The sequence below is a fragment of the Pseudomonas sp. CFBP 8771 genome, from assembly GCF_014841695.1.
In the GTDB taxonomy this organism is placed as follows: Bacteria; Pseudomonadota; Gammaproteobacteria; order Pseudomonadales; family Pseudomonadaceae; genus Aquipseudomonas; species Aquipseudomonas baltica.
The window spans coordinates 337,212-360,252 of record NZ_JACYUJ010000005.1 but is presented as its reverse complement, the minus strand read 5'-3'; the positions used below and the strand labels follow the sequence as shown (position 1 = coordinate 360,252).

At 63.8% G+C, this 23,041-nt stretch carries 27 protein-coding genes; 16 read left to right on the top strand and 11 right to left on the bottom strand.

Annotated elements, in window-relative coordinates; genetic code table 11:
- Positions 1–6 precede the first annotated feature (6 nt).
- From IFT80_RS14010 to IFT80_RS14000, 3 genes are read right to left on the bottom strand one after another with little or no spacing between them, the layout of a single operon-like run.
- Complete coding sequence (locus tag IFT80_RS14010; RefSeq protein ID WP_122475134.1) at positions 7–207, bottom strand: DUF1656 domain-containing protein; 201 nt, start codon at positions 205–207, stop codon at positions 7–9.
- Positions 197–2,362 (bottom strand): FUSC family protein, encoded by a 2,166-nt coding sequence (locus IFT80_RS14005; protein WP_192137752.1) that lies wholly within the window; start codon positions 2,360–2,362, stop codon positions 197–199. The genes IFT80_RS14010 and IFT80_RS14005 overlap by 11 nt, the downstream gene beginning before the upstream one ends.
- The gene (locus IFT80_RS14000; protein WP_192137751.1) at positions 2,359–3,861 is read right to left on the bottom strand and encodes an efflux transporter outer membrane subunit; all 1,503 of its coding nucleotides are present in this window, start codon (positions 3,859–3,861) and stop codon (positions 2,359–2,361) included. Before IFT80_RS14000 ends, IFT80_RS14005 begins: the two co-directional genes overlap by 4 nt.
- A gap of 179 nt (positions 3,862–4,040) precedes the next feature.
- Between IFT80_RS14000 and IFT80_RS13995 the strand changes: the two genes are divergently transcribed.
- Positions 4,041–4,988 carry a LysR family transcriptional regulator gene (locus IFT80_RS13995; RefSeq protein ID WP_122475138.1) on the top strand — a complete coding sequence of 316 codons (948 nt, stop codon included), beginning with the start codon at positions 4,041–4,043 and terminating at the stop codon, positions 4,986–4,988.
- Between the two features lie 69 nt (positions 4,989–5,057).
- Entirely contained in the window at positions 5,058–6,032 is a 975-nt protein-coding gene (locus tag IFT80_RS13990; RefSeq protein ID WP_122475140.1) for a 2-hydroxyacid dehydrogenase, read from the top strand.
- Here the strand turns inward: IFT80_RS13990 and IFT80_RS13985 are convergent.
- Positions 6,022–6,972 carry a DMT family transporter gene (locus tag IFT80_RS13985; protein ID WP_192054661.1) on the bottom strand — a complete coding sequence of 317 codons (951 nt, stop codon included), beginning with the start codon at positions 6,970–6,972 and terminating at the stop codon, positions 6,022–6,024. The two genes, IFT80_RS13990 and IFT80_RS13985, sit on opposite strands and share 11 nt — an antisense overlap.
- A gap of 134 nt (positions 6,973–7,106) precedes the next feature.
- Between IFT80_RS13985 and IFT80_RS13980 the strand changes: the two genes are divergently transcribed.
- Positions 7,107–7,979, top strand: a complete 873-nt coding sequence (locus IFT80_RS13980; protein WP_192137750.1) for a helix-turn-helix domain-containing protein — start codon at positions 7,107–7,109, stop codon at positions 7,977–7,979.
- Between the two features lie 24 nt (positions 7,980–8,003).
- Here IFT80_RS13980 and IFT80_RS13975 read toward each other — a convergent pair whose 3' ends face one another.
- From IFT80_RS13975 to IFT80_RS13965, 3 genes are read right to left on the bottom strand one after another with little or no spacing between them, the layout of a single operon-like run.
- Positions 8,004–8,330, bottom strand: a complete 327-nt coding sequence (locus IFT80_RS13975) for a DUF3325 domain-containing protein (protein ID WP_192137749.1) — start codon at positions 8,328–8,330, stop codon at positions 8,004–8,006.
- Entirely contained in the window at positions 8,330–9,910 is a 1,581-nt protein-coding gene (locus IFT80_RS13970; RefSeq protein ID WP_192137748.1) for a PepSY domain-containing protein, read from the bottom strand. Before IFT80_RS13970 ends, IFT80_RS13975 begins: the two co-directional genes overlap by 1 nt.
- Entirely contained in the window at positions 9,907–10,212 is a 306-nt protein-coding gene (locus IFT80_RS13965) for a DUF3649 domain-containing protein (RefSeq protein ID WP_122475147.1), read from the bottom strand. Before IFT80_RS13965 ends, IFT80_RS13970 begins: the two co-directional genes overlap by 4 nt.
- A gap of 212 nt (positions 10,213–10,424) precedes the next feature.
- On the opposite strand from IFT80_RS13965, the gene IFT80_RS13960 reads away from it, so the two are divergent.
- From IFT80_RS13960 to IFT80_RS13940, 5 genes are all read left to right on the top strand, one after another.
- On the top strand, positions 10,425–10,928 hold the full coding sequence (locus IFT80_RS13960) for a sigma-70 family RNA polymerase sigma factor (RefSeq protein WP_446730994.1): 504 nt from the start codon (positions 10,425–10,427) through the stop codon (positions 10,926–10,928).
- Complete coding sequence (locus tag IFT80_RS13955) at positions 10,925–11,878, top strand: FecR domain-containing protein (RefSeq protein ID WP_192137746.1); 954 nt, start codon at positions 10,925–10,927, stop codon at positions 11,876–11,878. The genes IFT80_RS13960 and IFT80_RS13955 overlap by 4 nt, the downstream gene beginning before the upstream one ends.
- A gap of 109 nt (positions 11,879–11,987) precedes the next feature.
- Complete coding sequence (gene fecA, locus IFT80_RS13950; RefSeq protein ID WP_192137745.1) at positions 11,988–14,348, top strand: TonB-dependent Fe(3+) dicitrate receptor FecA; 2,361 nt, start codon at positions 11,988–11,990, stop codon at positions 14,346–14,348.
- Positions 14,349–14,588: 240 nt separating this feature from the next.
- Positions 14,589–14,999 (top strand): HPF/RaiA family ribosome-associated protein, encoded by a 411-nt coding sequence (locus IFT80_RS13945; RefSeq protein WP_122475152.1) that lies wholly within the window; start codon positions 14,589–14,591, stop codon positions 14,997–14,999.
- Positions 15,000–15,217: 218 nt separating this feature from the next.
- Positions 15,218–15,556 carry a DUF3509 domain-containing protein gene (locus IFT80_RS13940; protein WP_122475154.1) on the top strand — a complete coding sequence of 113 codons (339 nt, stop codon included), beginning with the start codon at positions 15,218–15,220 and terminating at the stop codon, positions 15,554–15,556.
- Between the two features lie 13 nt (positions 15,557–15,569).
- Here the strand turns inward: IFT80_RS13940 and IFT80_RS13935 are convergent, their stop codons facing one another.
- Complete coding sequence (locus IFT80_RS13935) at positions 15,570–16,010, bottom strand: phosphate-starvation-inducible protein PsiE (protein WP_043192974.1); 441 nt, start codon at positions 16,008–16,010, stop codon at positions 15,570–15,572.
- A gap of 225 nt (positions 16,011–16,235) precedes the next feature.
- On the opposite strand from IFT80_RS13935, the gene IFT80_RS13930 reads away from it, so the two are divergent.
- Positions 16,236–16,511, top strand: coding sequence for a YebG family protein (locus IFT80_RS13930; RefSeq protein WP_192137744.1), 276 nt, complete (start codon positions 16,236–16,238; stop codon positions 16,509–16,511).
- A gap of 3 nt (positions 16,512–16,514) precedes the next feature.
- On the opposite strand, the gene IFT80_RS13925 is transcribed toward IFT80_RS13930, so the two are convergent.
- Positions 16,515–16,967: a flavodoxin gene (locus tag IFT80_RS13925; RefSeq protein ID WP_185795029.1), complete on the bottom strand. Its 453-nt coding sequence runs from the start codon at positions 16,965–16,967 to the stop codon at positions 16,515–16,517.
- Positions 16,968–17,101: 134 nt separating this feature from the next.
- On the opposite strand from IFT80_RS13925, the gene IFT80_RS13920 reads away from it, so the two are divergent.
- Positions 17,102–17,569, top strand: a complete 468-nt coding sequence (locus tag IFT80_RS13920; RefSeq protein ID WP_122475159.1) for a PAS domain-containing protein — start codon at positions 17,102–17,104, stop codon at positions 17,567–17,569.
- Between the two features lie 57 nt (positions 17,570–17,626).
- Positions 17,627–18,232 (top strand): hypothetical protein, encoded by a 606-nt coding sequence (locus IFT80_RS13915; protein WP_185795028.1) that lies wholly within the window; start codon positions 17,627–17,629, stop codon positions 18,230–18,232.
- Positions 18,233–18,242: 10 nt separating this feature from the next.
- Here IFT80_RS13915 and IFT80_RS13910 read toward each other — a convergent pair whose 3' ends face one another.
- Entirely contained in the window at positions 18,243–19,190 is a 948-nt protein-coding gene (locus IFT80_RS13910; RefSeq protein WP_185795027.1) for a MerR family transcriptional regulator, read from the bottom strand.
- 206 nt (positions 19,191–19,396) lie between these two features.
- Here IFT80_RS13910 and IFT80_RS13905 point away from each other — a divergent pair, with 206 nt between their 5' ends.
- The 5 genes from IFT80_RS13905 (at position 19,397) to IFT80_RS13885 (ending at position 21,821) form a co-directional block, all read left to right on the top strand.
- Positions 19,397–19,963 (top strand): antibiotic biosynthesis monooxygenase, encoded by a 567-nt coding sequence (locus IFT80_RS13905; RefSeq protein WP_122475163.1) that lies wholly within the window; start codon positions 19,397–19,399, stop codon positions 19,961–19,963.
- A 67-nt stretch (positions 19,964–20,030) separates the two neighbouring features.
- Positions 20,031–20,732, top strand: a complete 702-nt coding sequence (gene folM / locus IFT80_RS13900; protein ID WP_122475165.1) for a dihydromonapterin reductase — start codon at positions 20,031–20,033, stop codon at positions 20,730–20,732.
- Positions 20,733–20,791: 59 nt separating this feature from the next.
- On the top strand, positions 20,792–21,163 hold the full coding sequence (gene folX, locus IFT80_RS13895) for a dihydroneopterin triphosphate 2'-epimerase (RefSeq protein WP_049861227.1): 372 nt from the start codon (positions 20,792–20,794) through the stop codon (positions 21,161–21,163).
- Between the two features lie 27 nt (positions 21,164–21,190).
- Entirely contained in the window at positions 21,191–21,487 is a 297-nt protein-coding gene (locus IFT80_RS13890; RefSeq protein ID WP_049861226.1) for a DUF1244 domain-containing protein, read from the top strand.
- Positions 21,480–21,821: a HopJ type III effector protein gene (locus tag IFT80_RS13885; RefSeq protein ID WP_192137743.1), complete on the top strand. Its 342-nt coding sequence runs from the start codon at positions 21,480–21,482 to the stop codon at positions 21,819–21,821. Before IFT80_RS13890 ends, IFT80_RS13885 begins: the two co-directional genes overlap by 8 nt.
- A gap of 247 nt (positions 21,822–22,068) precedes the next feature.
- On the opposite strand, the gene trxB is transcribed toward IFT80_RS13885, so the two are convergent.
- Positions 22,069–23,031, bottom strand: a complete 963-nt coding sequence (gene trxB, locus IFT80_RS13880) for a thioredoxin-disulfide reductase (RefSeq protein ID WP_192137742.1) — start codon at positions 23,029–23,031, stop codon at positions 22,069–22,071.
- Positions 23,032–23,041 lie beyond the last annotated feature (10 nt).

The window sequence follows — 23,041 nt, the reverse complement described above, 5'->3', positions numbered from 1 at the left end:
AGGTTCTCACCGGTAGACAGTCAGCGCCATGGCGCCGAACAGACAGACGAACAGGCTCAGGCGCAACAGCGCCGGGTGCCAGAAGAATCGGTACACATCGAGGCTGGCGAACAGCCGGTCGAAGGCCCAGGCCAACCCGGCGGCGAGCACGAACAACAGGGTCATGGTCGGCATGTACAGACCATGGAAGGCGATCTCACGGGGCATGCTCGGCTCCAGGCGCGGCCAGTTCGGCAAGGGGTGATTGCGGGTCCAGCAACGAACTGCGGATGAAGTGCAGGTAACTCTGCACCCGGCGCAGCGCCGAGGTATCGAAATGTCGGGCGAAGGGCTCGTCGGTGTTCCTGACCAGGTGAATGGCCTGCTCCACGGCCGCCAACGCGCGCTGGAGGTTGCCCGCCTGGGGCTGGATGAACAGGCGAATCAGCGCACGCCCCAGCACCCGGATCGACTGGCGCCACGGCTGCCACGGGGCATAGGCCAGGTGCACCGGCAAGCGCTCCTGCTCGCGGCGCAGCTCGATGATGGCGTGCCCCACCTCCATCACCACGAACATCCAGCGCAGCAGGTTGCGCTGTACCTGTGGCTGCCCGGTCGCCAGGCCATAGGCCTGATGCAGCAGGTCGCGGGTGCGGCTCTCGAAGGCCGAGCCCAGGCCGCGTGGCCTGCCGCTGATGGCGAACACCACCAGAGCGCGCAGGTCCTGCTCCAGGCGCTGCCACATCCAGCGACTGTTGGGCGGCAGGATGACCGCGCCAGCGGCAGCGCAGAACAGCATTCCCAGGACCATGCCAATGTAGTCGTTGATGAACGCATACGGATCGTACTGGGTGAGGTTGCCGGGCACCGAGCCCATGGAAAAGAAGATCAGCAGGCCCAGGCCGTAGCCAACGAAGCGAGGTCGAGAGGCAAGGAAGGCGCCCAGCGTCAGCACCGGCGCGAGGGTCAGGCACAGCAGCGCGAAGCCGTCGATCCACGGCAGCACGAAAAAGGTCGTGTAGAAGCCGACCAGCGCCCCCAGCAAGGTGCCGCAGGCCATCTGGAACGACATCCGCCGCGGGTTCGGTGACGCCGCCGACAGGCCTACGGTGGCTGCAGCTACCAGGGTCATGGTCGCGCCGCTGGGCCAGGCCGTCGCTATCCAATAGCCGCCCAGCAGCAGCAACACCAGCGCGCCGCGAATACCGGCGGCGGCGCTGGCCAGCCAGTTGGTCTGCGCACGGTACGGCTCGTCCCAGCGCTCGCGGGCATGCCGATGCTCGGCCAGCGAGGCATGCGTCTGGGCATAGCCGTGCAGTTCTTCGACGAAGCGATAGAGCAACTCGAATGCGGTGTGAAAGTCCAGCAGGTCGTCATCTTCCGGACCACTCTGCTCGAAGCTGTCGCGCAAGCTGCGCACCTGCGCCGGCAGCGCGTCCTTGTGCTGCACCATGCGCCGGGCCAAACGTGCAGCATCGGCATCGGTCAAGGCCTGCCCGGCGAAGTCGTCCAGCACGTGCGTCAATGCCTGCAAGGCCGGTTCGATGGCGGTTACCACTTGGCGATGACCGCGCGCGCGGATACGCTCGAGTGATTGGTGCAGCGCATTGAAGCGGGTCGTCACCGCCATGAATTCACTGTTTAGTCGGCTGACCCGACCATTGCGCCGGCGCATGTGCGGGTCTTCGAAGGCCGTCACACTGCGCAGGCTCTCCAGGCCCACCGCTTCGGCGATGAAGCGCACGTTGTCGGCTTCGAACTGTTCCCGTGCGCTGTCACCGCGCAGGCCATCGGCGGCGAACCGGGCGAACACGCCAAAGCGCTGATACAAGGCGTTGCGCATCGAAGCGGAGGCCGACTGCGGAAGAATGGCCGCGCTGACCGCCGTCGCGACGAGAATGCCCAGGGCAATCTCCAGCACGCGCCAGACCGCCGCCATGAAGGCACCGTCCGGATGGGCCAGGGCCGGTAGACCGACCATGGCGGCGGTGTAGCCAGCCAAGACAAAGCCGTAGGCGCGGAAGTTGCGGCAGCGCATGGCACCGGTCGAGCAGAGGCCGACCCACAGCGCCAGGCCGCACAGGAACAGCTCGGTGTTCTGCGCGAACAGGGCGATCAACACCACCGTCACCGCCGATCCCGCCAGCGTGCCCAGCAGACGATAGAAACTTTTCGCGAAGACGTGGCCGCTTTGCAACTGCATGACGATGAACACGGTGATCATCGCCGTACGCGGTTGCGGCAGCTCCAGGCGCATGGCCAGCCACAGCGTGGTGAATGCGGCCAGCAGCACCTTGAAGATGTAGATCCAGGTGACGCCATCGCTGCGTGCCCAGTCGAAGAAACCCCGGCGCCAGGGCAGGCTGCCCAGCCAAGTGGTCATCTACCGATCACCACCAGTGGCTTGGGAACCTGCAGACGCTGCGCGGCAGGGGTATCGCTGCCCGCCCCCAGACCACCGCCCAGCGCCGTGACCAACTGCGCATGCACCGCCAGCCGCGCAGCCTGCACCTGTTGCTCGACCTGCTGCTGGCGCAACAGCAAAGTCTGCGCATCGAGCACTTCCAGGTAGCCGGTCAGACCGCGCTGGTAGGCGATCAGGGCAATGTCGTAGCTCTTGCGCGCCGACGCCACCGATTGCTCGGCGAAGGCCTGTTGCTTGGCCATGGAGGCGCGGCGAATCAGCTGGTCGGAGATCTGCTTGAGCGCCTCCACCAACGTCTGGTTGTAGCGTGCCACGGCCAGGTCGTAGCCGGCCGATGCATCGGCCAACTGCGCACGCAGCCGACCGCCATCGAAGATCGGCAGGCTCAACGCGGGGCCGGCGTTGTAGCTCAGCTTGCGGCCGGCGAGGAACTCCAGCATGCCGCCGCCGGTGGCCAGGTAGCTCAGGCTGCCGACCAGATCGACGTTGGGATAGAAACCAGCCTGCACTACGTCGATGCCGCGCGCGTTCGCCGCCACGGCCCAGCGGCTGGCGACCACATCCGGGCGCTGCCCCAGCAGCTGCGCGGGCAGCACCGAAGGCAACCCAAGCGGCGCTTGCAGAGACAAGCTTGGACGTGTGAGTTGGCTGCCCTGCCCCGGCCCTTTGCCCGCCAGTGCAGCCAGTTGGTTCTGTGCCAGAGCGATCTGTTCATCCAGGGCGTCGATCTGCCGATGGGTTTCCGGCAACAGGGTCTCGGCCTGGCTGACTTCCAGATGGGTGCCGATGCCGCCGCGCAGACGCCGCTGCGCCAGCGCCAGGATCTGCTCTTGCTGGGTCAGGGTGCTGTGCGCGATGTCGCGCTGGGCATAGTGCAATGAGAGCTGGATGTACGCCTGCACCACGTTGCTCGCAAGCTCCAGCCGAGCCTGCCGCGCCTGAGCGACGCTCATGTGTGCAAGGTCGACGGCGCGCTCGCTGGCATTGCGCTCACGGCCCCACAGGTCCAGCGCATAGGTGAAGCCCAGACCGGCGTCATTGTCCCACGTGGTCTGGCGCGACAGGTCGCCGGGACCATAGAAGGGGTCGTCAGGCCAGGCGTGGCGATGCAAATGAGCGCTGGCGTCGATGTGCAGGGATTCGGCGGACTCCGCCAGCCCCGCCATGGCCTTGGCCTGGCGCACGCGGGCGGCCGCCATGGCCATGCTCGGGCTGCCGAGCAAGGCCAGGCTCACCCAGGCATCGAGCTGCTTGTCGCCATACGCTTGCCACCATTGGCCCTCAGGCCAGCGAGCATCCTGGACGGCGGTTTGAATGGCAGCGTCGGTGGCCAGCGCATCGGCCGACAAGACTTCGCCCTCAGGAGCGATGCCGGCAGTGCCGATACAGCCGGTCAAGGCCAGGGTCAAGATCCAGATACTGAGGGTTTTCAACTCGTCGATGAGGCGGCGCGGCACTGCGGCGATTTCCGGAAAGGGGGTAGGCGTGCGGAGGGGTCTGGGCCGGCATTCTAGAGCGGGTGCATAGCGGCGATAAGCTGGAATTCCTGCGAATCTTTGTTACCGAACCGGTGATAATCCTTCTGTATAATTGTTGCTTCATGCGACAATTTGTCCGTCGAACCAGAGACCGAATCATGGACACCTTGCAAAACATGCGTGCGTTCACCTGTGTGGCCGAAGCCGGCAGTTTCACCGCCGCCGCCGCGCAACTGGACACTACCACCGCCAACGTCTCGCGCGCGGTGTCCAACCTCGAAGCACACCTGCAGACGCGGCTGCTCAACCGCACGACCCGACGCATTGCCCTGACCGAGGCCGGCAAACGCTACCTGGTGCGCTGCGAGCAGATCCTCACCTATGTGGCGGAAGCCGAGGCCGAGGCCAGCGACGCCCACGCGCGGCCTTCGGGGCAGTTGAAGGTGCACACCATGACCGGCATCGGCCAGCACTTCGTGATCGACGCCATCGCGCGCTACCGGCGTACCCATCCGGACGTGACCTTCGACCTGACCCTGGCCAACCGGGTCCCGGACCTGCTCGACGAAGGCTATGACGTGTCCATCGTCCTGGCCAGCGAGCTGCCCGATTCGGGCTTCGTCTCGCAACGCCTGGGCATCACCTACAGCATCGTCTGCGCCTCCCCCGAATACGTGAAGGCTCATGGCTCGGCGCGCACGCCCGGCGATCTGCGCGACCATGCCTGCCTGCGCCTGGTCAGCCCGGTGGTGCAACTGGAAAAATGGCTGTTTCAGGGCCCCGATGGTCAGGAAATGGTCAACATCAGCAACGCACCGTTCCAGGTCAATTCCGCCGATGCGATGAAGACCGCCATCAGCAGTGGCATGGGCGTGGGCGTGCTGCCTATCTACGCGGCCATCGATGGCCTGCGCAACGGCACGCTGGTACGCATGCTGCCCGAATACCGCCTGCAGGAGTTGAACCTGTACGCCATCTATCCGTCCCGTCAGTACCTGGATGCGAAGATCAAGACCTGGGTGGAATACCTGCGCGGTTCGCTGCCCGACATTCTGGCGGCGCACGACGCCGATCTGCAGACCTTCGACCTGCAGATCGCCAACTGAGCCGGGATTGTTTCTGCTCGAGCGGGAATGTTAGCGTGCTCTCATTACCTCCCGACGAGCACACGCCCAATGAAAAAAACCGTCCTCGCGTTCAGCCGTATCACCCCTGCCATGGTCGAGCGGCTGGAAGCGCATTTCGACGTCATCGTGCCCAACCCGAAGGCGGGTGACATCGCCGCGCAGTTCAACGAGGCGCTGCCCAAGGCCCACGGCCTGATCGGCGCCGGCCGGCCATTGGGCCGCAAGCAACTGGCCGACGCCGCCAACCTGGAGGTGGTTTCCAGCGTGTCGGTGGGCTACGACAACTACGACGTCAGCTATTTCGACGAGCGCGGCATCATGCTCACCAACACCCCTGACGTACTGACCCAAAGCACCGCCGACCTGGCCTTCGCCCTGATCATGAGCAGCGCCCGGCGCGTGGCCGAACTGGACGCCTGGACCAAGGCCGGCAACTGGAAAGCCAGCGTCGGCCCCGACCAGTTCGGCACCGATGTGTACGGCAAGACGCTGGGCATAGTCGGCCTGGGCAATATCGGCGCGGCAGTGGCACGCCGCGGACGGCTGGGCTTCGACATGCCCATCCTGTACAGCGGCAACAGCCGCAAGCCTGAACTGGAGCAGGAACTGGGTGCGCAGTTTCGCAGCCTCGAGCAACTGCTGGCGGAGGCGGATTTCGTCTGCCTGGTGGTGCCGCTCAGCGACAAGACGCGGCACATGATCGGCACCGCCGAGCTGGCGCAAATGAAGAAGAGCGCCATTCTGGTGAATATCTCGCGCGGGCCGGTGGTCGATGAAGCGGCGCTGGTGCAGGCTCTGCGCGACGGCACCTTGCGCGGCGCCGGCCTGGATGTCTACGAGAAGGAACCGCTGGCCGAATCGCCATTGTTCCAGCTGGGCAACGTCGTGACGCTGCCGCACATCGGCTCGGCCACGGCGCAGACCCGTGATGCCATGGCTTATCGCGCCATCGACAACCTGACGGCGGCGCTGCTCGGCAAACGCCCTCAGGATCTGGTCAACCCGCAGGCGTTCAAGGGCTAGGGCGAACCAGCGCCGCGCCGCCCGGCACCGGCTGCGCCCCCAGCGACCCAGTCGACGGGGGCGTCGCCGGCCTGGCGCCCTTGCGAAACACCAGCACGTTGCCAAGCATCACCAGTACCAGCCCGCCCAGGGCCGGTGCGGTCCATTGGTACCCTTCGGCATAGGCCGAGACGTTCAACGCCACCACCGGGAACAGCACCGTGCAGTAAGCGGCGCGCTCGGGACCCATGCGACCCACCAGGGTCAGGTAGGCGGTAAAGCCGATCACCGAGCCGGGTATCACCAGGTACAGCAGCGAGCCGACGTAGCGCATGCTCCAGTCGATGGTGAACGGCGTGCCGCGCAGCAGGCAATAGCCGCCCAGCAGCAGCGCTCCGTACAACATGCCCCAGGCATTGGTGGTCAGCGGCCTCAACCCGGCTTTCTGCTGCACGCTGGAGAGCATATTGCCCGCCGAGAAACACAAGGTGCCCAGCAGCGCCAGGCCCAGGCCGAGCAGGGTCTGCGGGCTGGCATCATGGCCGGCCAGCTCCGGCCAGAACAGCAGGCCCAGGCCAAGCAGGCCAAGACCACCTGCACCGATCACGCTGGCGGTGATCCGTTGCCCCAGAAAGATCCGCGCGTTGAGTGCATTCCACAAGGTCGCCGTGGAGAACACCACCGCGATCAGCCCGGTCGGCAGCCACTGGCTGGCGGTGAGAAAACACATGAAATTCACGCAGAACAGGCACAGCCCCTGGGCCAGGCAGATGAAGTGACCACGCCGACCCATGGCCTGCAGTCGCCGGGTGGCCAGCAGGATCACGAACAGCACCAGCGCGGCGAGGCCGAACCGGTAGACGATGGACACGGGAATCTCGACCACGCCCAGTTGCAGCTTGAGGGCGATCCAGGTCGTTCCCCAGATCAGTACGGTCAGCAGATACAACGATAGGTTCATGACAAGGCCCTCCGGGGTCAGGGGCCCATTGTCCGAGCAGCGGCCGATCCCGGCTTGCACAAACTTGCGCTTTTTCTGCCGCTGCACTGGCAGCTTTCCCGCGACGCAGTACCATGGCCACGGAGGTATCGACCATGACTGCTTTGCTGGACCTGCAAGTGTTTCAGGCGCTGCACAACTCGCGCCACGCGCGCCTCGAGCACAGCGCCGAACTGGGCGACTCGATGGTGGCGGCGTTGTGGAGCAATCACCACGATGCCCAGGAGTATCAGGCGCCGACCCATCACACTCTGTCGTGCTACATCGGCGGCGGCACGGGCACCTTTCGCCGCGATCGACCGTGGGAAAAAGGCGCGCCCGGCAAACAGTGCATCCTGCCGGCCGGGCATGAGTCGGCGTGGGTGATCAACGGTGATATCCGTCTGGCCCACCTCTATTTCAGCGCAGAGCAGTTTGCGCTGGGCTGCGTGACGCTGCTGGACCGTGAGCCCCGCGAAATGCAGTTGCGCGAGAATACCTTCCTCGAAGACCCGGCACAGGCACGACGCTTCGCTCGTCTGATCACGTTGAATTGGAACGAACCGGGGGAGCGCGTACTGACCAGCAGCCTGGCCCACGAGATGCTCGCCCACGCTCTGCTCAGCCAAGCAGTCGCGCGTCCGCAGCTTCGGCTCAAAGGCGGGCTTGCACCTCATCAGCGGCGCCTGCTTCGCGACTTCATCGAGTCGCAGTTGGCCGAACCTCTGAGCCTCGGCCAGCTGGCAGCCTTGTGCAGCTTGTCGGAGTACCACTTCGCACGGATGTTTCGCGCAAGCTTTGGCTTGCCGCCGCATCAATACGTGCTGGCTCGACGGATCGCCCGCGCCCGCTCGCTGTTGCGCCAGACGCACTTGCCCTTGGGCGAGGTGGGGCTGGCATGCGGCTTCGCCAGCGCCAGTCACTTCAGCAATCGGTTTCGCCAGGCAAGTGCGGTATCCCCAGGGGAATATCGCCTGGCTTGCACCTGACGGCAGACTGGCGAGCAGCTCGCGCTACCAGTGTGCCACTGCCGCCAATGGCCCCAGCAGCAGGCCGGCTGCGGCCAATGCCAGGGCCCAGCGTGGTCGGTACGGCAACAGCCACACCAGGAATACCGCGCTGCCCATCAACACTGCGGTCCAGCGCACCAGCCCCATGGCCCAGCCAGCGCTGAGCACCGAGACCCACAGCGACAAGGCCAGCAAAGCCCAGCCTGCCATGCGCAATTGCACCTTGCGCGAAGGACTGGGTCGATGCCCGAGCATTTCCTGATGATGACGTTCCATGGCCAGGCACAGGGCACTGAAGCCGGCATAACTGAGCAAACCTGCAGCCAACATCAGTGCACCTCGCCAGGCATGGTAGGACGCGCACGCACCGTCCGCGCCACCGGCAATGCCGCCAGCACAGCGCGGCGACGTATCTTCATGACCACCCACGCCAGCACCAGGCCGCAGCCCAGGGCGCTGAGATCGACGCCTGCCAATACCCAGTCGCCGGCGGCGATGGACGCCGGCAGGCCATGGTTGGTGGTGAGCAGGCTCAGTAACGGCACACTCGCCAGGGCAATCGCCGCCAGACCCAATTGCTCGATCCAGGCCTTGCTGCCACTGCGCACAGCGGCATGCACGATGCTCAATAGCCAAACCACGAAGAAGCTGTCGACCTCGATGCCGGCACGCTCCGGATAGGTCGCCGGCAGCAGCCGGTTGGCCCACATGAAGCCTGCCACCGCCAGCACCAGCCCGGCCATGCCGGCCACGTTCAACACTTCCACCAGACGCAGCTCGAAGGGCCGCACACCGCTGCGGGCATGCTTGAGCTGACGTTTGCCCAGCCACATGACCAGGCCCGTACCTATCAGCAAGGTGCTGCCCAGGCCGCAGAAGAAATACAGCCAGCGCAGCACGGGCCCGGCGAACAGCCCCATGTGCAACCCATAGAACGTGCCCGCGATGGCTATTGGCGTGGAGCTTTCGCGCGGCTGCTCGAGCACCGCGCCCGTGGTACCGGCGAAGGTGATGGCTGCGCCCAGGTCGCGGCTCACGCTATCGCCGTCATGGCGGCTGAACTGCACCTGGGCGTTGGCATCGCCCGGCATCTGCACCGACACCCGGCCGATGCTGCCTCCGGGCCATTGCTGCAGCGCACGGTCGTACAGCCCTCCCAGATTCACCAGCGGCACAGGCTGCCCGGCGGCGACCAAACGCTGGTTGCCCGGATAGATCTCGTTGAAGAACGCCTGGGTATCGCCATCGTAGCGGCTGCTGATGCTCGCCGGCATGAGCATGGTCATGAAGATCACCAGGCTGCTGTAGGTGATCATCAGGTGAAAAGGCAACACCAGCACGCCGATCGCGTTGTGCCCATCGAGCCAGGAACGCGCGCCCTTGCCGGGGCGGAAGGTGAAGAACTCCTTGAAGATCTTCTTGTGGGTGATGATGCCGGTGACCAGCGTCACCAGCATGACCATCGCCGCCAGGCTGCTCAGCCAGCGGCCCCAGGGGTAGCCCATTTGCAGCTGGTAGTGGAAGCGGTAGAAGAAGTCGCCGCCGCGGCTGTCGCGCGCCTCGATTCGCTGCCCGGTCTGCGGGTCCAGGGTCTGCCGGGTGAAGCTGCCGCGCCCGCTTTTGTTCGGGTCCTGCCACATGACCGAAAGCGCTGGCTCGCGCGCGTCCGGCAGGCTGATGAACCAGCGTGACGATTGCCCGGCATTGGCCTGCAGGTAGGCCTGCGCCTGCGTCAGGCTGGCCCGAGCGTCGAGCACGCGCACCGGCACTTCGGGCTGCGCCCAATGGCTGATCTCGTCCTTGAAATAGGACAGTGTTCCGGTGAGGAAGATGGCGAACAGCAACCAGCCGAACACCAGCCCCGCCCAGGTATGCAACCACGCCATCGCCTGGCGGAAGCCTTCTCTCACGGCAGGTGCTGCCAGTGCAGAAGACCCGCCATCGCGGCCAGTATCAGGCCCGGAATGGCCAGGCCCAACCAGGCTCGACCGGCGCTGTGCGAGGCGAAACACCAGAGCACGGCCACCAGATACACGAGGAACGACAGCATCATGGCGCTGACCACGGCCTCGCCGCGTGCCATGGGCAGCAGCCAGGCGATGCATACGCTTGCAAGTGCCGCCAGCACGTAGCCGCCAAATACAGCCGCGACGATGCGAGAGGCCACCGCCCAACGATACGAGGCAGGTACCCCGCCGATTCTGCTTCTCATGAAAGACCTTCAAACCTACGAACGCGGCACTGAATCGTGCTGATAATAATGATAAATATTCTCATGCGCAAAGACCGTTGACGTTTATCTTGTGCTGCAACACTTTTTGCCGACGCTGGGACGGCTGTCGACCTTGCTCAAACGGCGGCTCATCCGTAAGATACGAACAATTCTTATTCTGCTGCGCACCCCATGGCGCCGGAGTGTTCGCGGTGAGCTCTGTGACTTCCCCTGCCTCGCATTCGGTCGAGGGCCTCTACCTCGGCCATCGCCGCTGGCTGACCGAGTGGCTGCGCAGCCGTCTGGGCTGCCCGGACAACGCTGCCGACCTCGCCCAGGACACCTTCATGCGCCTGTTGACCGCGCGCGAGGTCACGCCCATCCGTGAACCGCGGGCGTTTCTCACCACAGTGGCCAAGCGCGTGCTGTTCAATCACTACCGTCGCCAGGATCTGGAGCGCGCGTATCTGGAGGCCTTGAGCCAGATGCCCGAGCCCCTTGCACCCTGCGAAGAACACCGGGCGATCATCCTGCAGACCCTGCTCGAGCTGGACGCGCTACTCGAAGGTCTGCCGGTCACGGTCAAGCGTGCGTTCCTGATGGCACAGGTCGATGGCCTGGGCTACCGCGAAATCGCCAGTGAACTCGGTATATCCCTGGCTACGGTAAAGCGCCATCTGCACAAGGCAGCCCTGCGCTGCTACTTCGCGCTGTGAACGAAGCCCGCAGTTTTTCTCCGCACGTGGCCGAACAGGCCGTGCAGTGGCTGCTTGAACTGCAACAAGGCCCGCTCGATCCGCGCCAGCAGCAGGCATGGCAGCGCTGGCTGCACGCCGACGGCGAGCACCGTCGCGCCTGGGATCACATCCAGAAGGTCAATCAGCAGTTCGCCGGCCTGCCCGCTTCCCTGGCGCAGGCTACCGTGGGCGCACCCCACTCGCCCGGCCGCCGACGCGCCCTCAAGGCGCTGTTGCTGTTGGGAATGGCCGGTGCAACCACCCTGGCCCTGCGACAACAGCACTGGCTGCCGCCGCTGGTGGCCGACTACCGCAGCCCGCTGGGCCAGCGCCGCCAATTGCAACTGGACGACGGCAGCCGGATCCACCTCAACACCACCAGCGCCGTGGACGTGCGCTTCGATGCGGGTCGGCGCCTGATCCACTTGCTCGAAGGCGAGATCATGCTCACGGCGGGTGCCGATGCGCGGCCCCTGCTCATCGGCACCGACCAAGGGCTGATCACCGCTGGCCGGGGGCAGGTCAATGTTCGCCAACTGCCGGGCAGCACCCAGGTGCAGGCACTGCAAGGCGCCGTCACCCTCGAGGCCGCCGGGCTGCACGATGAGCCACGGCGCCTGGCCGAAGGCCAGCAGCTCGAGTTCGAACGCCAGCGCTTCAATCCGGCGCGACCACTGGACGCCAACAGTGGCGCCTGGGTCGACGGCATGCTGATCGCCGCGCGCATGCGCCTGGGCGACTTCCTGGCCGAGGTAGGCCGTTATCGCCGCGGCCAGCTGGACTGCGACGCCCGCGCTGCCAATCTGTTGCTCTCCGGCAGTTTCCCCCTGGGCGATACCGAGAAAATTCTCGATTCACTGGAGGCGGCGCTGCCAGTGAAAGTCCGGCGCTTCACCCGCTATTGGGTCATGGTGCAATCCCGGGTCTAGCCATGCCAGGTTTGGCGGCGAGCATTTATTTACACCCTCGGTGAGCCGTTTTGCCTTGCTCGCGTGACAGACAGGGTAACTCCCTCTACATCCTGCCTGGAAACGCCGAATGTCCAACCTGCCCACCCCACTCGCCCGCGCCCTGCGCTGTCTGTTGCTCGGCACTGCCGTGAGCGTGGCTCAACTGCCGCACGCCATGGCCGCCGAGGGCTCTACCCGCGAGTACCACATCGCGCCCGCGTCGGTCGAAAGCGCGGTCAATCAGTTCGGCCGCGAGGCAGGTGTACTGATTTCATTCGGCTCGACGACCCTGGCAGACCAGCCCAGCCGTGGCCTGCAAGGCAGCTACAGCGTCGAACAGGCACTGGCGGTACTGCTTGAAGGTACCGGCTTGCACGCGCAGCCGTTGGGCGATGGCGCCTACAGCCTGGAAGCCACACCTGTGGCCCAGCCTGGCAGCGCCGGTGCTACGGTCGAACTGGGTGCGTCCAGTGTCGTGGGCGACTGGCTCGGCGCCGCCGAACAGACCAACGTGTTCGAGCACGCCGGTGCCCGGGACGTGGTGCGCCGCGAAGACTTCGAACGCACTGGCGCCACCAGCGCGCGCGATGTCCTCAACCGCATTCCGGGTGTCAATGCACCACAGAACAACGGCACGGGCAGCCATGACATGGCGATGAACTTCGGCATCCGTGGGCTCAACCCACGGCTGGCGACCCGTTCCACGGTGCTGATGGACGGCATCCCGGTGCCGTTCGCGCCCTATGGCCAGCCGCAGTTGTCGTTCGCCCCGGTCAGCATGGGCAACATGGACGCCGTGGACGTGGTGCGCGGCGGCGGCGCGGTGCGCTACGGCCCGCAGAACGTCGGCGGCATCGTCAACTTCGTGACCCGCGCGATTCCCGATGCCCCTACCGTCAAGGGCGGCTTGCAGACCCAGGCCAGCCCTTCGTCGAGCCAGGACGGCTTCAAGACCACCGGCAACCTGCTGGCGGGCGGTACTGCCGACAACGGCCTGGGCGGCGCCCTGCTCTACTCCGGCGTGCGCGGCGGCGACTGGCGCGAGCACAGCGATACCCAGATCGACGACCTGATTCTCAAGGGCAAATACCAGATCGACGAGGCCAACAGCCTCAATGCCCAGGCGCAGTACTACGAAGGCGAGGCCGACATGCCCGGTGGCCTCAGCGCAGCCGACTACAAGGCCGACCCCTATCAGTCGACCCGCCGCTACGACAAGTTCTGGGGGCGCCGCACCATGGTCAACTTCGGCTACCGCTACCAGGAAGATCGCCGCGAATTCACCGCCAACACCTTCTTCACCAAGACCCTGCGCAGCGGCTACCTGGACCAGGGCAACTTTCTCTCACTGTCGCCCCGCGAGTACTGGGTACGCGGTGTAGAGACGCGCTTCTCCCAAGGCTTCGATCTGGGCCAGACACAGCACGAAATGAGCGTGGGCTACCGCTACATCAGCGAGGCGGGCCATGAGCTGCGCTACCGCACGCCGATCAGCGCCAACCAGCAGTTGCCCAGCACCGACAGCCGCAACGACCGGGATACCCGCGGCGGCACCCAGGCCCACGCCTTCTATGTCGACGACCGCATCGATATCGGCCGCTGGACGTTCACGCCCGGCATCCGCTACGAGATGATCGACTCGCAGCAGACCAACAACCTCACCAACGTCAAATACCAGGGCGACTACACCACCGCCTTGCCGGCCCTGAACGTGCTCTATCACGTCAACGAGAACTGGAACCTGTACGCCAACACCGAAGGCTCGTTCGGCAGTGTGCAGTACAGCCAGATGCCCAACCGTGTGACCGGCGGCGAAGTGAAGCCGGAAAAGGCCCGGACCTGGGAGCTGGGGACGCGTTACGACAACGGCAATCTGCGCGCGGAGATCGGTGCGTTCCTGATCAACTTCGACAACCAGTACGACAGCAACCAGACCAACGACACGGTGATCGCTCGCGGCGAGACTCGCCATCAGGGTATCGAGACCAGCATCAACTACGCACTGGACGGTTTGAGCCCGGCCCTGGCCGGTTTCGACGTTCACGCCAGCTACGCGTTCGTCGATGCCACCATCCGCGAAGACGGCCCGAACAAGGGCAACCGCGTGCCGTTCTCCTCGCGCCACAAGGGCACCCTGGGCGTCGGGTACACCCAGGGCCCGTGGAAGCTCGACCTGGACAGCAGCTACCAGAGCAGCCAGTTCGCCGACAACGCCAACACCCAGGCCGAAAGCGCCGACGGCAGCACCGGGCGCATCCCAGGCTACATGCTCTTCAGCAGCCGCGCCGGCTACGACTTCGGCCCGCAATTATCCGACTTGAACGTCGCGGTGGGCGTGAAGAACATTTTCAATCACCAGTATTACACCCGCTCCTTCGACGACAACAACAAGGGCAAGTACGTGGGCGAGCCGCGCACCGTCTACGTGCAAACCTCCGTCGCCTTCTGACGCTGGCAGCGTGCGCCTGCTGCCGCTGAACGCCTGTGGCAGCGGGTCGGAGGCCGCAATTGCGCCCCGCAGAGTTTCGGGTTTCGCACTTATTTCAGAAAAAGTTCGAAAAAGTTACTGAATATTTATCTTCTTCAGGGGGTTGAATTGTTTCTTCAACTCCCTGACCTTGTACTTCAAGAGGCGATGAATATCAGTGTCATCGAATCTCTAGCTAGCAAGCCGAATAAGGGATGAACTATGCAGATCCAGGTCAATAGCGATAACCATATTCAAGGCGATGCCCGCCTGCAGGAGTGGGTACGCACCGTAGTGGAAAACGCAGTCGAGCATTATCAGGAGGATCTCACCCGTATCGAGGTTCATCTCGCCGACGAAAACGGCCAGAAATCCGGGCCCGACGACATGCGCTGCCAGATGGAAGCGCGTCCAAAAGGTCACCAGCCCATTTCCGTGACGCACAAGGCAGAAACCTTGGACCTGGCGGTCGATGGCGCCGCCGAGAAGCTCAGCCACGCTTTGGAGCACATGTTCGGCAGGCTGCGCAACAAGCGTGCAGCCAACCAGCAAACCATTCCCGATGGTCCGAACGAAGCCTTGCTCGAGGAAGAGTTTCTGGAAAACGAGCAGGTGCTCAACAGCAAGTCCTGAGCCCTGCAACGTAGGAAAAGGCGAGCCCTGGGCTCGCCTTTTTTATTGCCTGCGAACAAGTCTTTCCGTCTGGGCACGGCGATTGCTACATCGATTGTGGGGAAGTAAGGCGCAGTTACATATAGCAAAAGATGAAACGCGGTGCCGACCAGCGGTCTTGAACCAGTAACTAATCGCCTAGTCCATTAACGAAGTTCGACTATTGCAGGTAGTACATCATGGATAATCCATTCCAAGCCCTGAGCGATGCGTTCCAACCCGAGTACCGCGTCAACCTGAGCATTCAGCGCCTGGATGGCAGCATCATGCTGACCTTGTCCAACGAGCGCGGCGTTGCCGCCAAGCGCGTGATCACCGCCGAACAGCGCAACGACCCCAAGCGCATGCGCCGGCTGATCGAAAGCATCCAGTTCGGCATGGCCATCGAGCAGGGGGGCAGCGCCATGCAGATCCTGGCGGCGATGACCGATGCCGGCAACATCGAGAAGCTGGGCAGCAAGCCAGTCCTTCGCGCCAACGCCGCGCACACCTCGCCGGTCGCCGCCAGCCTGCAATGAGCCGCCGTGCGGCTCAGCTGTCGGACTTCTCCTTTACCGATGGATAGCGCGAAGACCCATAGCGCACCACCAGGATGGCGAAAGCCAGGAGCAGGATGCCACCGCACAGGTAGATGATGCCCAGATCCGGTGCATTGTGGTGCGAGACGTCACCGATCAGCAGGCGAGTCAGGGCGGTGATTGCCACGTACAGCAGGAAGCGGATGGGCATGTGGTTGGTCTTGAAGTAGATCCCCACCATCGCCCCCAGCTCCAGATAGATGAACAGCAGCAGAATGTCGTCCACGCTCACGCTGCCCTTCTCTACCATTCCCAGAAAAGCGCTGACCGCCGCCCAGGCGGTGATGGCGCCAATGCCGAACAGCGCCAGATAGTGGAACGCCTCGACGCACAGATTGCCCAGCGAATCGGCCTGGGCGTGCAGACTCCCGCGAAGTTTTTCGGCCCATTTCATTGCCTGTATTCCTTTTGCCAACCGATGGTGAGATGCGCCTGAACGCCTATGCTCGTTCAGGGCATGCAGCATAAGGGCCAGGCATGGCGGGTGAGAAGCAGCCAGACTGTCGCAGGGCCCCTCGTCGGCACCTCTGTTCAAGCCTGCCGATTTGCCTTATGCTTGGCACTGTATAAACGAACAGTAGTTGTACTGAAACCATTCCCTAGGCAAATGAGGTGGTCAATGGCCGTCGAAGTGGTATACCGCAGCAGCCGAGATCTGGAGCGCCTGTTTATGGACAAAGCTGAAGCCGATCGTCACGACAGAATGCTCGAGCTGGCTGAGTTGCTGGCAGACGTACTGAAAAAAGCCGTGCCGTCACTCGATGACAAACAGGTCGAAGACGCCGGTATCTACATGGCGAAAAACCGCGACATCTTCGCCAAGGCATTCAAGAGTCAGCCCGATGCCCTGAACGAGTTGCTCACGGCTACGGCCGACCCCGCCGAGCAGGCCTGATCGTCAGGCCTGCAGCGCTTGCACGAACTCGGCCAGCCAGGGCTCTGCGTCGGTTTCCGGGGTGACGCTTTCGCTGGCGTCCAGGCGCAGCATGTCCTGAACCTCGTGCACGCCCAGCTCTGCAAACAACTCGCGCAACTGTTCGCCGCCGCCGCAATAGGTGTCGTAGCTGGAGTCGCCCAGCGCGATCACACCACCGGGCAGGCCACGCAGCGCCGCCGGCAGTTCATCGCGAAGCTGAGCGTACAGCGCCATGATGTTGTCCGGCAGTTCGCCCATGCCGGTGGTCGAGGTCACCGCCAAAACAGCCTCGGGCGCGAATGCCAGCACGTCCTGCAGAGTGGCTCGCGGGTTGTGCCAGGCCTGGATATCCTGTCGCTTTAGCAGCTGCTCGGCATGCCGGGCGACTTCCTCGGCCGCGCCGTAGACCGAACCGCTGAGGATGGCAACTTTCATGATGACTGTCTCGGACCGTTGAAAGCGCTGATCTTACCAGCCCGACCGCGCATTGAAAGACAGGATCTGACGTACTGGGATCCCTCCCGCAGCCCGTATGAATTAGACTACGCTGCACGCTAGGGAACCCTGACATGATCAATGCGAAGCTGCTGCAACTGGTGATCGATGCGTCCAACGACGGCATCGTCGTCGCCGAACAGGAAGGCGAGGACAACATCCTCATCTACGTCAATCCGGCATTCGAGCGCATGACCGGCTATACGTCGCTGGAAATGCTCTACCAGGACTGCCGCCTGCTGCAGGGTGACGACCGCGACCAGCCTGCGCGCCAGCGCGTGCGCGAGGCGATCGACCAGGGGTTGGCATGCCGCGAGGTGCTGCGCAACCACCGCAAGGACGGCAGTTTCTTCTGGAATGAGCTGTCGATCACCCCGGTACACAACGACAGCGATCAACTGATGTACTACATCGGCATCCAGAAGGATGTCAGCAGCGAGGTCGAAGCGCAGCAGCGCATCGTCGCGCTCGAGCAGCAGGTGGCGGCGCTGCAACAGCGCATCGTCGAACTCGAAACCCCTGCCCCGCCCGGTGCGGTATGACCGCCATGGACGTTTTCCAATGTTGCTTCGAGTCACCCTTTGCCGCGAGTGCACGCCATGCCGCCTGATGTGTTGCTGACCCAGGACGAACTGGAGTTTCTGCGGGCGATGCAGGCCAACCCGCAGCTCAATGTTCGCGATACCCTGCTCAACCTTTCCATCAAGGGTGGACCGCAGGTTCGCGATCTGCTGATGCGCCTGGCATCCCACGAACAGGTCACCATCGAAGCACACCTGGAAAACCAGCAGATCAGCTTTCCGCTGCAGGTCGTGGAAGACGAGTTCCAGGCGGCGCACCTGGAGCTGGGGGCACCCAGCATCTATGAGGACGGACCGATGTTGCGCCCGTGGCGGCTGAGCCTCGCGCAGCCGATCGTGCTGCGCGACGGCGAAGGGCGTGACAGCGACTTCTGGGTCCGTGACATTTCCTTCAAGGGCGCCTTGCTCGAGGTCCGCAATGGGGCACAGGCCCCCTCGCAATTCCAGCTGTGGTTCACCCCCGAAGGGTGCGCACCGATCCCGTTGCGCGGTTCGATGATTCGCGAGGCCGAGCACGGCTTGTTTGCCTACCGGCTCAGCCAAAACAACGCCAAGGCGATAGAGTCCTTGCGCCAGTTCATTCTGATGCACCACCAACTGGTGCATCCGCAACTGCACACCTGAATGCGCCGAATCAGCTGTCCAGATGCCCGGCCAGGTACTGCTGCAAACGCCGTTGCATCAAACGTCCATCACTGCCCAGGCAGGCGATCTCAGTGGATCGCAGGCTGTCCTGCATGATTTCGGACAGCTCTCCGGCCAACAGCAACGGGCAGCTCAGGGCGTTGTTCAGTCTGGCCAGCTGCCGTGGCAGTGCCGGTGGCGCTGGCCGATTGGAGAACAGCACCACTGCCTGGGGCGCGAGCTTTTCACAGACCAGGCTCAGCTCTTCGAGCGGCTGGCCCAGACCGAGCAGTTGCACTTCGACTTGCGGTCCGCCCAGCAGCAGGCCTGTGACCTGAAGCTCGAGTTCCCGGCACTGCTCTGGTATGGCCACCAGCAATACCCGGCTGTCCTGGCCCTGATCGGAAGCCAGGCGCAGCCGTTGCAGCGTGCGGGCACGCAGGAAGGTGTCGAGGAACAACCATTCGCTGGCCTGGCCGAAGTGGCCCTGATGCACCAGCAGCTCCTGCCAGACCGGCATCAGTACCTGTTCGAATACCACGGCCAGCGGATAGCTGGAAAACACCTGGCCGTAGACCTGATCGAGCCGAGCTTCGGCAAACTCACGTACGCACTGGCGAATCCGCTCCTGCCACTGCTGCCATTCACCGTGCTCGTCGCAGGGCCCGGGCAGCGCGGTTCTGGCCTGCTGGGTGCGCGCCAGGATCTTGCCCACCTTGCTCACCGCCACGCCCCGCTCTATCCAGCCCAGGATACTGCGCACCTCTTCGATATCGGCCAGGGAGTACAGGCGGTGCCCACTTTCGGTGCGGGTAGGCTGCACCAGACCATAGCGGCGCTCCCACGCACGCAGCGTGACCGGGTTGATACCGGTCAACCGGGCCACCTCGCGAATGGGGTACAGCTCGTCCAGCGCGTGGTCTTGCACGCCGGGCAATCGGGTGCCGGATTCGCTCATTGCTAGTCAACCGCCGCCAGGAACAGGAACGCACAGTGTAACCGCTGGCAGAGGCTTGGGGTTTGTGGATGATCCAACCGACGGTAGATGTGCACGCAGCGGTTTTCGGGAATAATACTTGCTTGATTTCAGATGCACGCCACCACCCCGGCGCTGCATTCGATGGAGGCTCCTACCCGGAGCGCCAGACTGCCTGGAGATACACGATGTCTACCTCCCCCGTTACCCTGATGGTTGCGCGCCGCGTGGCCGATGGCAAATATCAGGACCTGATCGCCTGGCTGCATGAGGGCGAACAACTGGCCACTGATTTTCCAGGTTACCTGGGTTCAGGCGTTCTGGCGCCCGCGCCGGGCGATGACGAATTCCAGATCATCTTCCGTTTTGCCGATGAAACCACGCTGCATGCATGGGAGCATTCTGCCTCCCGCCGCTCCTGGCTTGGCCGTGGCAGTGAACTGTTCGCCCAGCCACACGTGCACCGGGTCAGCGGCACCGAAGGCTGGTTCGGTGACAGTGGCCTGCAGCGCCCGCCGCGCTGGAAACAGGCGGTGGCCATCTGGCTGGCGTTCTTCCCGGTGTCGTTGATCTTCAACTTCCTGTTCGGTCACGTGCTGAACGAGATCAGCCTGGTGCCCAGAGTCATGCTCAGTACCCTGGCCCTGACCCCGCTCATGGTGTTCTTTTTCATTCCGCTGTCGACGCGCCTGTTGCGCGGCTGGTTGCACGCCACGCCGAGTCGGGCGCCGCTGCCCAAGGCCAAGGTGGCGTGAACGGCCGGACCTGCTGCGCTTTGTGATATAAATCGGCGCAGCAACCTGCCGACGAAGAGCTCGCCCCATGCCTCACCCGATCCTCATTACCGGCGCCAGCCAGCGCATCGGCCTGCATTGTGCCGAACGCCTGCTGGGCGAAGGCCAACCGGTCATCATCAGCTATCGCCAGGAGCGCGAAACCGTTGCGCACCTGCGCGAGATGGGCGCGGTGACCATCCATGCTGACTTCGCCAGCGAAGCCGGCATCCTGGCCTTCATCGACGCACTCAAGGCGCAGACCACCCAGCTGCGTGCCATCGTGCACAATGCCTCGGCCTGGATCGCGGACAGCGCCGCAGACGAAGCCGCCGCGTTCCAGCAGATGGTCAATGTGCACATGCTGGCGCCCTATCTGATCAACTTGCACTGCGCCGACCTGCTGCGCGCGTCGAAACCTGCCGACATCGTGCACATCAGCGATGACGTGACGCGCAAGGGCAGCGCCAAGCACATGGCCTATTGCGCGAGCAAGGCGGGACTGGACAACCTCACGCTGTCGTTCGCGGCACGGTTCGCGCCCGCGATCAAAGTGAACGGGATTGCCCCGGCGCTGATCCTGTTCAACCCGGATGACGATGCCGACTATCGCTACAAATCGCTGGCCAAGTCGGCGCTGGGCATCGAGCCGGGTGCCGAGGTCATCTACCAGAGCCTGCGCTACCTGTTGGAAAACCCCTACGTGACGGGCACGACCTTGACCGTCAACGGCGGCAGACACGTAAAATAGGCATGCCTGCGTCGGTTCGGCACGACGCTGGCCCCGAACATTCTGCGGAGCACACAACGATGGCACCACTGCAGCCAGGAATGGCACGCATCCGGGTCAAGGACCTGCGCTTGCGCACCTTCATCGGTATCAACGAAGACGAAATCGTCAACAAGCAGGATGTGTTGATCAACCTCACCGTCCTGTATCCGGCGCTCGAAGCGGTGCGCGACAACGATATCGAGCATGCCCTGAACTACCGCACCATCACCAAGGCGGTGATCCAGCATGTGGAGGGCAACCGATTTGCCCTGCTCGAACGCCTGACCCAGGAGATTCTCGATCTGGTCATGCAGAATACCGCCGTGCGCTATGCCGAAGTGGAAGTCGACAAGCCCCATGCGCTGCGCTTCGCCGAATCGGTTTCGATCACCCTCGCCGGCAGCCGCTGACCGGTTGCCGCCCAGCAGGAGAGCGACATGAACGAACAACAACGCCTGGAATTGGAAGCAGCGGCTTTCCGCCGCCTGGTCAAGCACCTGGACGAACGCAAGGACGTGCAGAACATCGACTTGATGAACCTGGCAGGCTTCTGCCGCAATTGCCTGTCCAAGTGGTACAAGGCGGCCGCCGACGAGCAGCAGGTCGAGGTCAGCCTCGATGAGGCCCGCGAAGTCGTTTACGGCATGCCCTATGCGCAGTGGAAGGCGCAATACCAGCAGGAAGCCAGCGCCGAACAGCAGGCGGCCTTCGCCAAGGGGACGCCCAATGCGTGATGTGAATTCGCTGCGCGCCAGCTTGGCCAGCGGTGAACATCAGTTCGCCGCGACGCTGGCCTTCGTCGCCGAGCACTATGCCTATGAGCCACAGGCATTCAGCAACGGCGCTCTGGACAATGCTGCCGGGCAGAACGAAGGGTCCTGCAAGACCCTGGGCCTGGCACTGCTGGAAGGCTTGAGCGATGAAGAGGCACTGCTGGCGTTTGGCGAACACTACCGTTCGGTGGTGGCGACGCCCGAGGGCAGTGACCACGGTAATATCCGCAACCTGATGGCGCATGGGTTGGCGGGGGTGAAGTTTTCCGAACTGCCGCTGACCCGGCGGGGCTAACGGGCAGGCATGAAAAAACCGACCTGCAAGGGTCGGTTTTTTTGTGCCCGGCTTTGGGGCCTCTTCGCGGGTAGAACCCGCTCCCACAAGGAACTGCATGACCCGTGAAGGGCACTGCCCCTGGCCCACCAAGTTTTGCATGGCAGTGAGGGCACTGCCCCTGGGCCACTAGGTCTTGCATGGCCAGTGATGGCACTGCCCCTGTGGGAGCGGGTTCTACCCGCGAAAGCCGCGCTGCGGTTCTGGATCAGAACGAAGCGTTGGCCAGCCCATCCAGATAACGCTCTACATCCAGCGCTGCCATGCAGCCGGCACCGGCCGAGGTAATTGCCTGGCGGTACACGTGGTCAGCCACGTCGCCGGCAGCGAATACGCCCTCGACGCTGGTCGCGGTGGCGTTGCCTTCACGCCCGCCCTGAACCACCATGTAGCCGTCCTTCAGAGCCAATTGCCCGTCGAACAACGAAGTGTTCGGCGTGTGACCGATCGCGATGAACACGCCATCGACCTTCAGCTCTTCGGCAATGCCATCGTTGTTGCGCAAGCGCGCACCGGTCACGCCCATGTTGTCGCCCAGCACCTCTTCCAGCGTGGCATTGAGCTTGAGTTCGATCTTGCCTTCGGCCACGCGAGCATGCAGCTTGTCGATCAGGATCTTCTCGGCGCGAAAGGTATCGCGACGATGGATCAGGGTCACCTTGCTGGCGATGTTGGCCAGGTACAGCGCCTCTTCGACCGCCGTGTTGCCACCGCCCACTACCGCGACTTCACGGTTGCGATAGAAGAAGCCATCGCACGTCGCACAGGCCGAAACGCCCTTGCCCATGAACGCCTCTTCCGACGGCAAGCCCAGGTAGCGAGCACTGGCGCCGGTAGCGATGATCAGCGCGTCACAGGTGTAGGTTGCGCTGTCACCCGTCAAGGTGAACGGCTGGGCAGCAAGGTCAACGGCATTGATGTGGTCGAAGACGATTTCGGTTTCAAAGCGCTCGGCGTGCTCGCGCATGCGCTCCATCAGGGCCGGGCCGGTCAGGCCATGGGGGTCGCCCGGCCAGTTGTCGACTTCGGTAGTGGTGGTCAACTGACCGCCTGCCTGCATGCCGGTAATCAGCAGCGGCTTGAGGTTGGCGCGCGCAGCGTACACGGCAGCGCTGTAACCGGCAGGGCCGGAGCCCAGGATGATCACGCGGGAATGACGGGTTTGAGACATGACTAACTCC

What these genes read in the sequence shown, in the direction of transcription:
- IFT80_RS13920 (WP_122475159.1), top strand. Translation starts at nt 17,102, where the DNA reads ATGATCAATGCGAAGCTGCTGCAACTGGTGATCGATGCGTCCAACGAC.
- trxB (WP_192137742.1), bottom strand. Translation starts at nt 23,031, where the DNA reads ATGTCTCAAACCCGTCATTCCCGCGTGATCATCCTGGGCTCCGGCCCT.
- IFT80_RS13975 (WP_192137749.1), bottom strand. Translation starts at nt 8,330, where the DNA reads ATGTTGGCTGCAGGTTTGCTCAGTTATGCCGGCTTCAGTGCCCTGTGC.
- IFT80_RS13985 (WP_192054661.1), bottom strand. Translation starts at nt 6,972, where the DNA reads ATGAACCTATCGTTGTATCTGCTGACCGTACTGATCTGGGGAACGACC.
- IFT80_RS13940 (WP_122475154.1), top strand. Translation starts at nt 15,218, where the DNA reads ATGGATAATCCATTCCAAGCCCTGAGCGATGCGTTCCAACCCGAGTAC.
- IFT80_RS13990 (WP_122475140.1), top strand. Translation starts at nt 5,058, where the DNA reads ATGAAAAAAACCGTCCTCGCGTTCAGCCGTATCACCCCTGCCATGGTC.
- IFT80_RS13995 (WP_122475138.1), top strand. Translation starts at nt 4,041, where the DNA reads ATGGACACCTTGCAAAACATGCGTGCGTTCACCTGTGTGGCCGAAGCC.
- IFT80_RS13925 (WP_185795029.1), bottom strand. Translation starts at nt 16,967, where the DNA reads ATGAAAGTTGCCATCCTCAGCGGTTCGGTCTACGGCGCGGCCGAGGAA.
- IFT80_RS13905 (WP_122475163.1), top strand. Translation starts at nt 19,397, where the DNA reads ATGTCTACCTCCCCCGTTACCCTGATGGTTGCGCGCCGCGTGGCCGAT.
- IFT80_RS13890 (WP_049861226.1), top strand. Translation starts at nt 21,191, where the DNA reads ATGAACGAACAACAACGCCTGGAATTGGAAGCAGCGGCTTTCCGCCGC.
- IFT80_RS13935 (WP_043192974.1), bottom strand. Translation starts at nt 16,010, where the DNA reads ATGAAATGGGCCGAAAAACTTCGCGGGAGTCTGCACGCCCAGGCCGAT.
- IFT80_RS13910 (WP_185795027.1), bottom strand. Translation starts at nt 19,190, where the DNA reads ATGAGCGAATCCGGCACCCGATTGCCCGGCGTGCAAGACCACGCGCTG.
- IFT80_RS13965 (WP_122475147.1), bottom strand. Translation starts at nt 10,212, where the DNA reads ATGAGAAGCAGAATCGGCGGGGTACCTGCCTCGTATCGTTGGGCGGTG.
- folM (WP_122475165.1), top strand. Translation starts at nt 20,031, where the DNA reads ATGCCTCACCCGATCCTCATTACCGGCGCCAGCCAGCGCATCGGCCTG.
- folX (WP_049861227.1), top strand. Translation starts at nt 20,792, where the DNA reads ATGGCACCACTGCAGCCAGGAATGGCACGCATCCGGGTCAAGGACCTG.
- IFT80_RS13980 (WP_192137750.1), top strand. Translation starts at nt 7,107, where the DNA reads ATGACTGCTTTGCTGGACCTGCAAGTGTTTCAGGCGCTGCACAACTCG.
- IFT80_RS14010 (WP_122475134.1), bottom strand. Translation starts at nt 207, where the DNA reads ATGCCCCGTGAGATCGCCTTCCATGGTCTGTACATGCCGACCATGACC.
- IFT80_RS13945 (WP_122475152.1), top strand. Translation starts at nt 14,589, where the DNA reads ATGCAGATCCAGGTCAATAGCGATAACCATATTCAAGGCGATGCCCGC.
- IFT80_RS13915 (WP_185795028.1), top strand. Translation starts at nt 17,627, where the DNA reads ATGCCGCCTGATGTGTTGCTGACCCAGGACGAACTGGAGTTTCTGCGG.
- IFT80_RS13885 (WP_192137743.1), top strand. Translation starts at nt 21,480, where the DNA reads ATGCGTGATGTGAATTCGCTGCGCGCCAGCTTGGCCAGCGGTGAACAT.
- fecA (WP_192137745.1), top strand. Translation starts at nt 11,988, where the DNA reads ATGTCCAACCTGCCCACCCCACTCGCCCGCGCCCTGCGCTGTCTGTTG.
- IFT80_RS14005 (WP_192137752.1), bottom strand. Translation starts at nt 2,362, where the DNA reads ATGACCACTTGGCTGGGCAGCCTGCCCTGGCGCCGGGGTTTCTTCGAC.
- IFT80_RS13930 (WP_192137744.1), top strand. Translation starts at nt 16,236, where the DNA reads ATGGCCGTCGAAGTGGTATACCGCAGCAGCCGAGATCTGGAGCGCCTG.